The 14,209-nt window shown below is 47.1% G+C and carries 12 protein-coding genes; 9 read left to right on the forward strand and 3 right to left on the reverse strand.

The features are described from left to right. Positions 1–46: 46 nt before the first annotated feature. Positions 47–685: a uridine kinase gene (gene udk / locus NOM90_RS13860; RefSeq protein ID WP_255942698.1), complete on the reverse strand. Its 639-nt coding sequence runs from the start codon at positions 683–685 to the stop codon at positions 47–49. A gap of 306 nt (positions 686–991) precedes the next feature. On the opposite strand from udk, the gene NOM90_RS13865 reads away from it, so the two are divergent. From NOM90_RS13865 to NOM90_RS13890, 4 genes are all read left to right on the forward strand, one after another. Further along, positions 992–2,398, forward strand: coding sequence for a GGDEF domain-containing protein (locus NOM90_RS13865; RefSeq protein ID WP_255942699.1), 1,407 nt, complete (start codon positions 992–994; stop codon positions 2,396–2,398). 123 nt (positions 2,399–2,521) lie between these two features. Then, on the forward strand, positions 2,522–3,436 hold the full coding sequence (locus tag NOM90_RS19255) for a methyl-accepting chemotaxis protein (RefSeq protein ID WP_370866613.1): 915 nt from the start codon (positions 2,522–2,524) through the stop codon (positions 3,434–3,436). 319 nt (positions 3,437–3,755) lie between these two features. Next, entirely contained in the window at positions 3,756–4,667 is a 912-nt protein-coding gene (locus NOM90_RS19260) for a methyl-accepting chemotaxis protein (RefSeq protein WP_305121028.1), read from the forward strand. 126 nt (positions 4,668–4,793) lie between these two features. Next, on the forward strand, positions 4,794–5,780 hold the full coding sequence (locus NOM90_RS13890; RefSeq protein ID WP_255942701.1) for an LLM class flavin-dependent oxidoreductase: 987 nt from the start codon (positions 4,794–4,796) through the stop codon (positions 5,778–5,780). Positions 5,781–5,838: 58 nt separating this feature from the next. On the opposite strand, the gene NOM90_RS13895 is transcribed toward NOM90_RS13890, so the two are convergent. Continuing rightward, on the reverse strand, positions 5,839–7,188 hold the full coding sequence (locus NOM90_RS13895) for a hydroxysqualene dehydroxylase (RefSeq protein WP_255942702.1): 1,350 nt from the start codon (positions 7,186–7,188) through the stop codon (positions 5,839–5,841). Positions 7,189–7,442: 254 nt separating this feature from the next. On the opposite strand from NOM90_RS13895, the gene NOM90_RS13900 reads away from it, so the two are divergent. Then, a complete protein-coding gene (locus NOM90_RS13900; protein ID WP_255942703.1) occupies positions 7,443–8,951 on the forward strand; it encodes an HD domain-containing phosphohydrolase in 1,509 nt (502 codons plus the stop codon). Positions 8,952–9,063: 112 nt separating this feature from the next. Continuing rightward, positions 9,064–10,137, forward strand: coding sequence for a dual-specificity RNA methyltransferase RlmN (gene rlmN / locus NOM90_RS13905; protein ID WP_255942704.1), 1,074 nt, complete (start codon positions 9,064–9,066; stop codon positions 10,135–10,137). Positions 10,138–10,232: 95 nt separating this feature from the next. Here rlmN and NOM90_RS13910 read toward each other — a convergent pair whose 3' ends face one another. Further along, complete coding sequence (locus NOM90_RS13910; RefSeq protein ID WP_255942705.1) at positions 10,233–11,744, reverse strand: peptide MFS transporter; 1,512 nt, start codon at positions 11,742–11,744, stop codon at positions 10,233–10,235. Between the two features lie 274 nt (positions 11,745–12,018). Between NOM90_RS13910 and NOM90_RS13915 the strand changes: the two genes are divergently transcribed. Genes NOM90_RS13915 through NOM90_RS13925 form a run of 3 tightly spaced genes read left to right on the forward strand, consistent with a single transcriptional unit; the run spans position 12,019 to position 14,209 of the window. After that, a complete protein-coding gene (locus NOM90_RS13915) occupies positions 12,019–12,231 on the forward strand; it encodes a hypothetical protein (protein WP_037286645.1) in 213 nt (70 codons plus the stop codon). Positions 12,232–12,266: 35 nt separating this feature from the next. Then, on the forward strand, positions 12,267–13,001 hold the full coding sequence (locus tag NOM90_RS13920) for a hypothetical protein (RefSeq protein ID WP_370866614.1): 735 nt from the start codon (positions 12,267–12,269) through the stop codon (positions 12,999–13,001). Beyond that, entirely contained in the window at positions 12,998–14,209 is a 1,212-nt protein-coding gene (locus NOM90_RS13925) for a glutathionylspermidine synthase family protein (protein ID WP_255942706.1), read from the forward strand. The genes NOM90_RS13920 and NOM90_RS13925 overlap by 4 nt, the downstream gene beginning before the upstream one ends.

Genomic DNA, 14,209 nt, shown 5'->3' on the forward strand with positions numbered 1-14,209 from the left:
GAGAGCTTTTTGTTGGATAGGATGCCTAGATTAGCATATATCCCGGTTACGATGAATGATTCCATTGATGATCGCCAGACAAATACTTTTCGGTCAGGATCGACAATAGTTGAATACCGACTTCGTTGTGGCCGCCTTCTGGGATGATCAGATCGGCGTATTTTTTCGAAGGTTCGATAAACGCTTCGTGCATCGGCTTAACCGTGCGCAAGTATTGATCGTGAACCGAACGAATGCTGCGCCCGCGTTCTTCAATATCGCGCAGCACGCGGCGCAAAATACGCACGTCTGGATCGGTATCGACGAAAACTTTAATATCAAGCAACTCGCGAAGATGTTCGTCAGACAAGACGTGCAGACCTTCAATAATGACAATGTTGTTCGGTTTGAGTTCAACCGTTTTGTCAGCAGAACGAGCATGTAACGTAAAATCGTACACAGGTGCGTAAGCCGCATTGCCTGCTTTCAGATCGTTCAAGTGCTTGACCATCAGATCGTTATCGAACGCGAAAGGGTGATCGTAATTGATCGCTCCACGCTCTTCGAAGCTTAGCTCCGGATGATCTTTATAATAGTTGTCTTGAGATATGAATGTAACTTTTCCGGCGCCGAGCCGGTCAATAACGGACCTTGCGACCGTTGTTTTGCCGGAACCTGTACCACCGGCGATACCAATTGTAAGCATGGCGATCGATAAACCTCCCTAGGATGATGGCCGATTGCAATTCTTTGCAATTTCAGTATTGTAGCACAGTACGCTCTTTTTTTCACCCGATTTTATAGGTTTCATGCAACAAATCGTGACGTTTTTTCAAAAAAGGCGCATTTCTTTTCTTTCCTCTATGAATAATGGATTGATTACGCTCGAGTGCGCCGCTACAATTGAGACACACGGATACTGCGAATACATGTTTCGATCAGACTATATGGCTGAGTTTCGATCATGTTTTCACGCAACGCGATAAACAGCATAAGAACAGGAGGCAGTCTCTTGAAACATAAAACCGGCAGCCCTAGCTTGAGCCGGCTGATTCGTCGCTCCATGAATTCATCCACGTTGTTTACGATCCTCGTCTTTGCGGTCATTGTCACGATTTTGCTTTCTGTCGTGATTCGTCCGCTTGCTCAGCTTGGGGCGCAATTGGTCGCCCACTCTACCATGCGAGAAATGACCTCCCCGGCTTTTCCTGAAAATCACGGTATAGCACGTCTGGAAGATCTGGCTCCCGATTCTCCGGGTTTTGATCGATGGTGGAAAACCGTCGAGCGGCAAGAAGTCGTAAATTACCGTCTTCCTTTTATCGATGACAATACGCCGCGCGCTTACGACGAAGGTCGAGAAATGCCGCGTGCGCTACACACGGTGGATATGGTTGTCGAATTGGACGGTCGCGAGTTGTATCGAAGTGCTTATCTATCGGCTTCTGGTACAGCGGAAGAAGCGTTGCAAGAACGCAATTGGTTCACCAATTATTTTAATAAACCTTATCTGGCACCGATATTAGATGAGAACGATCAACAAATCGGGCTGATTACGGCACGGATCTATCCGCCTTTATTAGTTGAAATTGTTGGCGTTACCGCGATTTTAATGCTATTGCTCGGATTGCTTTGTTTCTATGTAAACTATCTGCTCGGTAAATGGTTAATCGGACCTTTGCTTCGTTCTTTGGCACAGCTTCGTAATGTTTTCCGGCGTTTGGCAGACGGAGATGTAGATGAGCTGTATGAAAAAGGGATTCAGATGGATCGTTCTTACTCCGAGATCGAAGATATTGCCGTTGAAACGGGTAGAATCATCAATAATACCAAGATGTATATGGAACAATTGAAAGAAAAAAATGAAGAATTAGAAGCGCAGCAACTCATTTTGACTCGGCAAGCGACAATTGATGGTCTGACCGATCTGAACAATCGTCGTCATTTTTTAGAATTGATCAGTAGTCGATTGGACGAGCCTGGGCTTGTTTTTATGCTGCTCGATATTGATGATTTCAAAAAAGTGAACGATACCTATGGTCATTTGGCAGGAGATTTGGTTTTAGAAGGATTTGCGACTGTTTTGCAAGAAAGTTTTGTCGGTCATGCCGTAACCGGGCGTTTTGGCGGGGAAGAGTTTGCGGTATTCGATACAGGGTTATCTCATGAAGAGGTCACGATGATTGCTGAACGCTTACGCGCTGCGATTGAAGATTCCATAGTCGATTTGCCAGGAGGTCGCTCGATTGGAGTCACATCAAGCATCGGAATCGCTTATACAGCGCGCCTTTCATTAACGTTTGAAGAACTGTATCAACAAGCGGATGCTGCACTTTATCATTCCAAACGTAATGGCAAAAATCGATTTACCTTATTGGATGAGAGCGATCCTGTTCATTTTCATAAGCCTTTGAATTAAGCCGAATATTTGTGGATTTTTCTAGCAGGAATTGGATGATTTTCGTTGAATGTTTCAATACTTGGAGAAAAAAGCTTGCGTCTGTGCATCCCAGTATTTTTGGACAGGAGGATCTGTTTATTTATGAACATGGATGAGTTGAATGAACAAAAGGTCAGTGATAGCTTCGTGGTTCGAGCATTAGAAGACAATTTGGCAATCATCCGTTTTGATCTTAACCGTCGAGTCGTCTATGTGAATGATAATTTTGCGGATGTAATGGGATATCCTACAGATCAAATGATCGGCATGGATCATCGACGGTTTTGTTTGCCGGAATTTGCGAATAGCGCAGAGTATGAGCGATTCTGGCAAGGTCTGCTGAGCGGTCGCACCTACGAAGACAAAGTCGAACGATTAGCGTCAAACGGCAAAAGACTTTGGCTGCAAGCGACTTATATGCCGGTATTTGATGCGAAGCGCAAAGTCGTCAGTGTATGCAAAGTCGCTTCCGATATTACAGATCGGATTACGACAATCTCTAATGTGACAGGCGAGCTTCAACAAATGTCAGATGGGCTGAATGTTCGAGCCGAAGCTGGAATTCAGCGAAGCCATGAATTGATGGCAAGTATCGAACATATCGCCGAAGTATCCAGCGAAAATATGTCTACGCTAGAAAGTCTGCAAGAACAAGCCGAGTCGATTCGCGGTATTGTTCAGACCATTCAAGATATCGCTTCGCAGACGGGTCTTCTTGCTCTTAATGCTGCAATTGAAGCCGCACATGCGGGCGAACATGGACGCGGCTTTGATATTGTTGCTAAAGAAGTCCGCAAATTATCGACACGTGTTAGCGAATCGATTATCGAAGTACGTCATAATATCGAAGGCATCACACGCGAAGTCAATAATATCACCGCAGGCACAAGTCGAGCACAGCAGACCGTATCCAAAAGCCAACAAGAAATTAGATTGGCTTTGGATGAATTTGCCGACATCTCTGCGGCTTCTGGCGAGTTAGATGCGCAAGCCAAAGAATTCTCAAGATTGATTTAAATCGTCGATTGTTTTCAAAGACCGGTTATGGTAACCGGTCTTTTTTTGATGATTACTTTATGATTGGAAAGTTTATATATAGTTCAAAAGATTCAGTAGTATATCATGAGTAACCGCTTGATTGCGTCCAAAAGACTACCCTAATGGAATAAATTCCAAAATATTTTCGAAAAATTTGTCGAAAAATATAACAATCTAGTTCAAACCGACGATATATATAGTAAGAGTTCATATTGGGCAAAATTTGATTGTCAGGCTTTTAATTTTGAAGGTTATCAATTTTTTGAAATATATAAAATGAGGAACAGGTGAAACCCTTATGGAACGGACCATAATGACAGAAGCGGTAAGTGATGAATTGGTCGTATCGGCGCTTGAGAAACATTTAGCTCTGATTCGTTTTGACTTGAATCGGCGCGTTGTCTATGTGAATACGAACTTTGCGCAAGCGATGGGCTATACGGAGCAGCAGATGATCGGTATGGATCATCGGCAATTTTGCTTTCCTGGTTTCGCAAATAGTTTAGAATACGATCAGTTTTGGCGTGCCTTATTTTCCGGTCAAAGTATTCAAGACAAAATCGAACGTATGGATGCTCAAGGGGAGCGAATCTGGTTGGAAGCGACTTATATGCCGGTTCTGGGCAGCAACGGTAAAGTGTTAGGCGTGTTCAAAGTCGCAGCCAACATTACGCGTCGGCAAAGAAACATCGAAGAAGTCGTTACGGAATTACAGCAGATGTCGGAAGGGTTGAACGTTCGAGCAGAATCGGGGATTACTCGCAGTACAGAGCTGCTTCAAAGTATCGAAAGTATTTCCGAAGTGTCCGAAAAAAATATCGCTACGCTTGCGAGCTTGCAAAGCCAAGCTGAATCGATCCGAGGAATTGTCCAGACGATTCAAGATATCGCTTCGCAAACGAGTCTGCTTGCACTGAATGCCGCGATTGAAGCGGCACATGCCGGTGAGCATGGCAAAGGCTTCGATATCGTTGCCAAAGAAGTCCGTAAACTTGCCGGTCGCGTCAGCGATTCGATCGTTGAAGTGCGCCGCAATATCGAAGGGATTACGAAAGAAGTCACGAATATTACCGAAGGTACGAATCTTGCCCAAGATAATATCAACCGCAGCCAAGTACAGATTCGTAACGCGATGGATGAATTTGAAGACATTTCTGCGGCTTCCGAGCAGCTTGATTCGCGTGCGCGCGATTTTGATAAAATTATCTAACCGATCGCTAGATCATTAGATACCCGATACGCAGTAGAATTTGTCAAAAGTCGGCGTATCGGGTATTTTTGTGAGTATGGGTACAGATGAAGATTTATACAAAGGATAGGCAAGGAGGGTTATAACATGAGATTATCGATTCTGGATTACTCCGAGATTCGCTCAGGAGCTTCACCGGAGATCGCGTTTCGAGAAACGGTGCAGCTCGCTCAAGCCGCAGAACGGTGGGGCTATACGCGGTATTGGGTATCGGAGCATCACGGTAATGACGTACTTGCCGGTTCAGCGCCGGAAGTGTTGGTGTCTTCGCTTGCGGCTTCCACGCAAGGGCAGATTCGGATCGGTTCGGGCGGCGTGATGTTACCGATGCACAGCCCGTTTAAAGTCGCGGAAAACTTTTCGGTATTATCCGCGTTATACCCGGGCAAGATCGATCTAGGGATCGGGCGGTCTACAGGCGGGAGAGCCGAAGCGTCTACCGCACTATTGGACGGTCGAAGCGGTTCTTTTCGGCATTATCCCGATCAAGTGAACAAGCTTGCGGGCTATATGCGAGGAATCGGTACGGCGGTTACGCCAAAAGCGGCTTCATCGCCGGATCTGTGGCTGCTCAGCGGTAGCGAGAATGGCGCGCAAATCGCAGCGGACAACGGCATGAATCTAGCTGTCGGGCATTTCGTGAGAGGACGCGCCGGGCGTGAGACGGTTCAGCGTTATCGAACTGATTTCAAAGCTTTTCATGCAGGGGATCAGCCGCAAGTGTTAGTGTCGTTATTTGCGGTATGCGGTCGCACGGAAGAAGAAGCGCAGCAACTAGCTTCGGTATTCGACGATTATTTGCTGGATATTGGAGAAGGCGGATCTTTGCAGACGGTACCTTCGATCGCTGAGGTTCAGTCGCGCACTTATACCGAAGATCAGAAGCAAAAAGGGGTTGCGGGAAGAAGCCGAATGGTCGTCGGCGATCCGCAGAGCGTACGCCGGCAGTTGATTACGCTTGCTAACTTCTATGAAGCCGATGAAATGATGCTCGCGACGGTATCTCCTGATTTTGAGATGAAGATGCGGATGTATGAACAGTTAGCCGAAGTTTTTCAGTTGTCTAATCACTAAAAGAAAACGCCGAAAAAGCCCCGACTTTAAATAAGTCGGGGCTTTTTTGGCACACTCGTCAACCGTTCAAAATCCCTCTAGCCGCACGCTGACCGGAAATCACGGCACCTTCCATCGTCGCGAGGAAAGGTTGCTTCGTGTAATCGCCCGCAAGAAACAGACCCGGAATCGGGGTGACTTGTTTCGGACGTTTTTTCTCATTTCCCGGAGACAGACGGTAGAAGTTTTCGTCTCCGCGAATGATTCGATAGTCAGTCGCTTGATCGACTCCGTCAAGCCCGATGTCATGAAGACTATCTACCGTTCGTTTCCATACTTGTTCGTCCGGCAGATCTACCAATTTGTCGGGATCGACGAGAATGATCGAAGTTCGACCGGCATGATCGCGGAAGGTCGTTCGAGATTGTTCGCCAAAAGAACCGAGCTGTGTGCCTGGACCGAATGTTGTACGGTCTTGTGGAAGCAAAGGCTCCGGCAATTGGAATTGCGCGGTCACATGGGGCATAGATTCCAGTTCGAAAAACGGCTTGAACCAAGATACTTCGCTAAAATGTTCGGTCAGCAATTTTTGGGCGCGCCGAATGTTCGTTGCGACGACGACATTTTCCGCGAGTAGACGTTCTCCGTTTTCCAATTCGACGCCGCTGATTCGATTATGTTCTACGATTAAATGACGCACAGGCGTAGACGTTCGCACTTTCCCGCCCAATTGTTCGATACGATCGGCAAGAGGTTGGCACATCACATCCGTCATCCCGCCGCTGAAGGCGCCAATACGCATTTTATGCAATCTTGGAATGCCCGGTGCAAATAACCCGAAAAAGGCATAAGACGAATATTGATCGGGCGGCAAAAAGAAGATCCCCGACGATAGAGGTTCCAAAATACGCTCTAACGCTTGAGGCGTCACATGATGATCTTCGGCATATTGTTGAAGCGGAATCTCGTCCAACTTTTCTGGATTCGCTAAATAGTCCTTGAAGCCCGCTGTGAAAAAAGGAATAAGCGAAGCTTTATCCGCAGGCGTTAAGTAGCTATTATTTCCGAGGGCACCAAGTAACGTTTTGAGCGGAGCCCGAATCACGTCTAGCCCGAACTCACCGGAATCTTCTGCTTCAGGATGCCGAGCTTCCATAGAAGTCTCCCAAAACAGCATTTCATCGAGATCGATACCCGCTCGTTCTAAAAGCTCAGGCAGAAGCGTGTAGTACCCGATAAATTTGTGGAAACCGGATTCGACTTCCATGCCGCGTTCATTCCAGTTCGCTGTGCGACCTCCTACATAGGGTGCAGCTTCCAGCACGATCACGGATTTGCCTTGTTCGGCAAGTTCGAACGCACAACTGAGCCCGGCTAAGCCGCCGCCGATAATAAGTGTCGTTTTTTCAGAAGAAGCAGATTGCGACAAAAGGAATTCCTCGCTTTCGGTATGGGATATTGTGCTGTTCATTACCCTACACAGAACGTTTGTCGTCAGCTGGCTATCCTAATCGCTGCAAAAAATATGAAAATTATAAGGATTTATACCTGTCCCCCTTCAAATCGATTGCTAATTTGACGATAAATCGAAAAGGACGACTATCTGTAATTCGAAAAACTCAATGCTCAATACCTATAGATATCTAATGTGAATGAAAGAAAAAAGGCTGGAGGAGAATCAGAATGGACAGACCCCTCGGGAACGGAGAAAATAACACCAGAGCCGAGAGCAAATGGAATATTCTCCTGATCGGAAGCGGCCATGACGAAGCGGAATTGTTCTCCCGTCTACTGACCGGTTTTTGCTTCGAAAATCGCGTTGTTCGCGTCTTGCATGCGACGACGATCAAGGAAGCACGTCTTTTGTTGGAGGAAGAACAAGATCTTGCTGTGATGCTGGTCGAAATGAAAGAACTGCAAGATTGTGAATCGCTTGAGCTTATCAATTACACCCGTCAAATATTGATAAATGCTGCGGTTCGAATCGTCGTTGTCGCCGAAAAACAATGGGCAGGCATGGAAGAAGAAATGATGATCCGTTATGACATCAATAATTTTCGGGTCAAAGGTGAACTGGATAGTGCGGCAAGATTGAAGTCGGCATTAATCGGTTCACTGCGTGCGTATCGAGATTTCAAAAAAACCGAAGACGAGAAAAAAAGTTTGGAATACGTAGCCTTGTCTTCTTCGCTTGTGCTGAATGCGACATCGCTTGAAGCACTCGCCCAAGATGTGCTGCATCATCTATCGTCGATCCTTAATACACGTAGCGGATATGGCGGGCTGATCTTGCAGCGCAGTCATCGAAGGTGGCGTAAGTTAGCTGCAACCGGCAAATACACGGATATGGAAGTTAGCACTTTGCCACATAACATTGATAACGTATTGATGCTCCTGCGTAGTCTGGGTAACCACTCTTCGAAGCTGCAAGGTTTTGATTTCCATTCGCCTAGTCTATCGGGGACAGAGCGGTTAATCTTTATCGATCCGCAGCGAAACGCGAGTGATTGGGAAATCTATCTTGCCGAATCGTATTGTGTGAATACCGATGCCGTGTTCGAGAATTTAGAATTAAGACACGAAATCGAAAGTACGCAAAAAGAGATCATTTATACATTAGGCGAAATCGCAGAAACGCGTTCACAAGAAACCGGATTCCATGTGAAACGCGTCGCGGAGTATACCAAGCTATTGGCTTTGAAATACGGTCTTCCTGAAGAAGAAGCGAATTTATTGGCATTGGCAAGCCCGATGCACGATATTGGCAAAGTCGGCATTAGCGATTCGATCTTGAACAAGCCCGGCAAGCTGACTGCGGAAGAGTATGAAACGATGAAAAGTCATGCGATGTCCGGCTATGAAATGTTAAAACACTCCACCAGACCGATACTCAAAACGGCGGCAATCATCGCACTGGAACATCATGAAAAGTATGCAGGCGGCGGTTATCCGCAAGGGCTAAGCGGCGAGGAAATCCATCTGTATGGACGGATTACCGCGATCGCAGATGTATTCGATGCGCTGGCAAGCGATCGGGTATATAAGAAAGCCTGGCCTTTGAATGAAATCGTCGAATTGTTCCATCAAGAACGCGGCAAACATTTCGATCCTAAATTAACCGATCTGTTTTTAGCGCATTTGGAAGAGTTTTTGGAGATTCGCGCGCAGTATGCCGACGAAAAAGTATTCTAAATGGTAACTTGTGTTCATGCCTGAAATTTGGGACAATAAAGAACAACGAATCGGCTGTGCGGCTTTTTGCCGTAGAGCCGAATTTTACGTGCTAGAAAAGAGGTTAAGTACCATGAACAATAAACCATCCATTTACGGATTAACTTTGGAAGACATGTCTAGTTGGTTAACGGAAAACGGGGAAAAGAAATCCCGTGCCGCTCATATTTGGAAGGCGCTCTATACCGAGCGTGTGAATGATTTTTCGCAAATGACGGAAGTGAATACCGCTTGTCTGGAATTACTTAAAGAGCGATTTTCACTGAACACCATGACGGAATTCGTCAAGCAAGAAGCATCTGACGGAACCGTGAAGTTTTTGCTGCAACTGCATGACGGAAGTCTGATCGAAACCGTATTGATGCGCAAAAAATACGGATTGTCCGTCTGTGTGACGACGCAAGTCGGTTGCAATATCGGATGCAGCTTCTGCGCAAGTGGGTTGATCAAAAAGAGCCGCGACCTGACAGCAGGCGAGATTGTTGAGCAAATTATGACCGTGCAACATTATTTGGATGCAGCCGGTAAAGGCGAGAAAGTAACGAATATTGTCGTGATGGGTATCGGCGAACCGTTCGACAACTTCGAACATCTGATTAACTTCCTGAATGTCGTTAAAGATCGCAAAGGGCTTGCGATTGCAGCAAAACGGATTACGGTATCGACTAGCGGCATTCCCGCTAAAATCCGCGAATTCGCGGATCTGGGTACCCAAACGCATTTGGCGATTTCGCTGCATGCTCCAAATAACGAACTTCGCACTCAGATCATGATGATCAACCGTGCGTTCCCGCTTGAAAAATTGATGGACGCTGTACGTTATTATTTGGATACGACCGGACGACGCATTATGTTCGAATATATTTTGCTAAGCGAAGTGAATGATGGTCTGGACACGGCTGCTGAACTTGCGGATTTGCTGGACGAATTCAAAGAACTGGCGAGCATCAACTTGATTCCGTACAACCCGGTTGACGAACATAGCCAATATCAACGCAGTACGCCGGAAGCGATCAACGGATTCTACGATATTCTCAAAAAGCGCGGAATCAACGCAACGGTTCGGATGGAACACGGAACCGATATCGATGCCGCTTGCGGGCAATTGAGAAGTAAACAGATGAAAAAAGACAAAACCGCTGTATAAGCGGTTTTGTCTCTCAAACCAAAAGAGCTGTGCCTGACCGCCGATGCGGTTTGGGTACAGCTCTTTTTGGCTATGTGTATAAAGGAGCTTTTAATCTAGTTGATACCTTTCATCGCTTGACGGATTTTTGGAGCAAGAAGGAGTAAAACGATCGCGAGTACGATCGATGCTCCGCCAATGATGCCGAAGTATAACGTCTCGTTTTGCTCCGAATACAATTGCCCGATCAGTGCATTAATCGCTTGAGCCGCCGCAGGGGCAAGGAACCATAAGCTCATCGCTTGTGCAGAGAATGCAGCGGGCGCAAGTTTGGTCGTCGTCGATAATCCGACAGGCGACAAACACAGCTCGCCCATTACCACAATGCAGTAACTTAGTACCAGCCATAGCGGGCTAACCAATCCACCGCCGCCAAACTGCCCAGGGATCAAAATAACGAGGAACGATAACCCGGCAAAGACCAGACCCAGCGAAAATTTAACAGGAACACTAGGCTGTTTGTCGCCAAGCTTCGTCCAGATCCAAGCAAATACCGGAGCCAAAATAATAATGAAAAAAGGATTTGCCGATTGGAACCAAGAAGGCTCGATCGTAATGCCTAGAAAGTCTAACTGTGTACGTTTGTCTGCATAGACGCCTAGAATCGTCGAACCTTGTTCTTGAATCGACCAGAACATGACGGCTGCGATAAACAGCGGAATATAAGCAAGCAATCGAGAACGCTCAATCTCGGTCGTTTTATCGCTCCGGTACATCACCGTAAAGTAGATGATCGGAATCAGAACGCCGAGCACGCCGATTGTAATCGTAAACGAATCAATCGTGAGCCAGCCTTGCCAAGCGGTAAGTGCAATAATCGCTCCAATAACCAGTGCCCCAAGCCCGAAGCGTGTCAGTACTTTTCTACGTTCTTCTTGGGTCAAAGGGTTGGCAACAGAGACTCCGGCTAATCCCAATTGCTTTTTGCGTGTGAACAGATATACGACCAATCCGGCAAGCATCCCGATCGCAGCGAGCGAGAAGCCTAAGTGATAATCGACTTTTTGCCCGACAGTTCCGACAATCAGAGGTGCGATCAACGCGCCGAGGTTAATGCCCATATAATATAGACTGAAACCTGCATCGCGGCGGTTATCGTTGTCTGCATACAATTCGCCGACCATACTGGATACATTCGGTTTAAGTAACCCCGTACCGATAATAATAAGCCCCATCGAAGTGAACAGTGCCGGTGCTCCGTAAGGTAAGGCAAGTACGATATGCCCCAGCATGATGAGCACGCCGCCGCAGAACAATGATTTTGACTTGCCCAATACTCGATCGGCTAACCAACCTCCGATGATCGTGGACATATACACTAGCGAACCGTAGATCGACATGATCGCAATTGCCGTAGACTGCGAGAAGCCTAACCCGCCGTTGACGGTCGTATCGTAGATGTAATACAGCAGAAGCGCGCGCATGCCATAATACGAAAATCGTTCCCAAAACTCGGTGAAAAATAGCGTCGATAATCCTTTGGGATGACCGAAAAATCCGCTTTGCGGAACGCTATCTACAATATTTTGTTTGGTTATATGTGCAGGTTTTTCTGTTTTTTTGTCCATTCGGATTCCTCCATGAGAGTTAACAAGTGGATTACTTGTTGTTGCTTGCTATTCCTTAAATAAACCGTTTACTGAATTCGAATCTTTTCTTAGCTGATCACATTGCCTTGTTTTCAAGAAAATCGTATGCTGGATGGGAATATCGGGAAAAACAAGCGGTTTACAACCTTTCCGCAACGATTTGCTTGGAACTACGTATACAACAACCGTACGCGAATATGATCTGTATAACCTCTCAAGCTCATCAATTTATATAAGAAAGAAGGATAATAATATGGATAAAGATATTGCAGTTGTACTTTTTGAAAAAATGGTAGGCGGAGAGCTTCGCCAGATCGAAGAACGTCCGTGGAGTATGAATATGGTGGCAGCACTGGAACATGCGAATTACCTTGTTGTTCAGGGTAAAGAATACGAGGCGGTAGAAGGCAGATTGAACGTGGATACCGGCAAGCTTGAATTGCTGCTCGTCCCGATGCACGGCTAATAAACCGAAGAAAGGTCTGAAGGAGGGGAAATCTAGTGAGTGATCAAGAAAAAGAACGCTATACGTTAAAGCCTGAATCCGAAGAAGGAAATCAAAGTTCGGCTACGGGATCAGAAAAATCGTCGGCAAAAGAAGAGCAAAGCGAACCGGGATTCAGCCGCCCGATCAAAGTATTATCGACTTCGCTTGGGCTTGCGCTGATCGCGAATACGGCTTTTATCCCGGGCGGAGCATTAGCGTCCAACAACTCATCAAGCAGCTCGTCAGAGCCGACGTTAGTCGAGTTTTCGACCGAAGAAGTGAAGCAATATTATGATCCTAGCGTGGACTGGAGTCTGCCGATCAGCGAAGAAGATCTGCAAGAACAAGAGCAAACAGCGCCGCCGAGCGGGAGTTCGAATGAAGGTACCGTCGTTAACAACTATTACGGCGGTTACGGTTCGGGCTTTGGTTGGAGCGACCTGTTGCTGTATCATTTCTTATTCAATAATGCGGGCGTCTATTCGTCGCGGGGTTGGTACGATAATCGCCGAGGTTACTACGCCGGTTCGACTCGTCCGTATACACCGCGCACGTATAGTACAGGGAGTTTCCAAAACCGTGAAGTTGCAGGCTCGACCGTGCGTCCAAAAACGTCCAATTCGACAGGCAAAATTACACGCCGCTCCACATCGTCCGGTTCCGGCGGCATCGGCGGCAAATCGAGCGGTCTAAGTTCGTCTGGTTCCAAATCTTCCGGTTCCAGATCAGGCGGATTTTTCGGCGGATGAGCGAGATGTTTCGCATCGTGGGTCAACCGTCGGAAAATCGCGCTGCACATGTACGAGAATTGTATGACCTAGGCTTTACATGGGCAGATTACGAAGAAGAACGTTATTGGATCGATCAGGTTGCGGTCATGGAGTCGTCTGTACACGCCGAACTTGAGCAAGCCTCGCAAGCGCTATGGAATGTGTTCGACAAAGCCGTTCGGTACGTGCATCGCCGCCGCGATCTGTACGAATTGATCGGGATTCCTCCGGTGCTGTGGAATATGCTGGATCAAGCTCCGGTTGCGGAAGAAACGAAAATCAGCCGATACGCTCGGTTTGACTTTGCGATCTCTAGTCATCCAGAAGCGCCAAACGGGAATAGTCTGAAATTGCTGGAGTTGAATGCGGATACACCCACCGGTTATGTCGAATCTTCAATCGCAACGCCGTGGCTGTGTGAGCGTGCAGGTGTCGGTCACCGCAATCAACAGATGGCAGAGCAAGTCAGGGCGGCTTGGGATTTTGAGAAGCCGGATACCGCAGCGTGTATCGCTTACGGCGAACATGCCGAAGATTCGGGAACGATCGAAGCGTTGGTGAAACATAGCGGACGACAGATGCGGTTAGTCGATTGTCTGGAACTGACGATTGATGACGGTCTGGTGAAAGACGCAGAAGGGCAAGTGATTGAACGGATGTTTGCTCTGTATCCCAAAGAGTGGATGTCGGTCGACGATGGCGGCGAAGCGTTAGCTTATGCGGTCGAGAGCGGACAATTGAAGTTGTTCAATCATCCTCACGCGATCTTGTTGCAGTCCAAAGGCATGATGGCGGTCGTATGGGGGCTGCATGAGCTTGGAATGTTGTATAGCGACGAAGAGCGAGAAGCGATCTCGCGGTATATGCTGCCTACATATAACAAACCTTTATTTTCCGGCGATTACGTATCGAAGTCGATGTTCGGTCGCGAAGGCGGTTCGGTGCGCATGTACGGGCAAGCGGGCGAATTAGAGCTTCAAGACGAAGAAGGCTATGACACAAGCGGGCTTTTCCCGGTCGTGTATCAAAAAAGAGCGGATTTGCCGCGTGTACATACAGCCGAAGGCGAACTTCATTTGCTGGTCGGGATGTTCGTGATCGACGGAGTGCCATGCGGAATGCTGGGCCGCGCCGGAGGTCTGATCACCGGTAATGCCAGTCATTTTATTGCGTTAGGGGTGGAATAA

Source organism: Saccharibacillus sp. JS10 (assembly GCF_024436065.1).
Classification (GTDB): domain Bacteria; phylum Bacillota; class Bacilli; order Paenibacillales; family Paenibacillaceae; genus Saccharibacillus.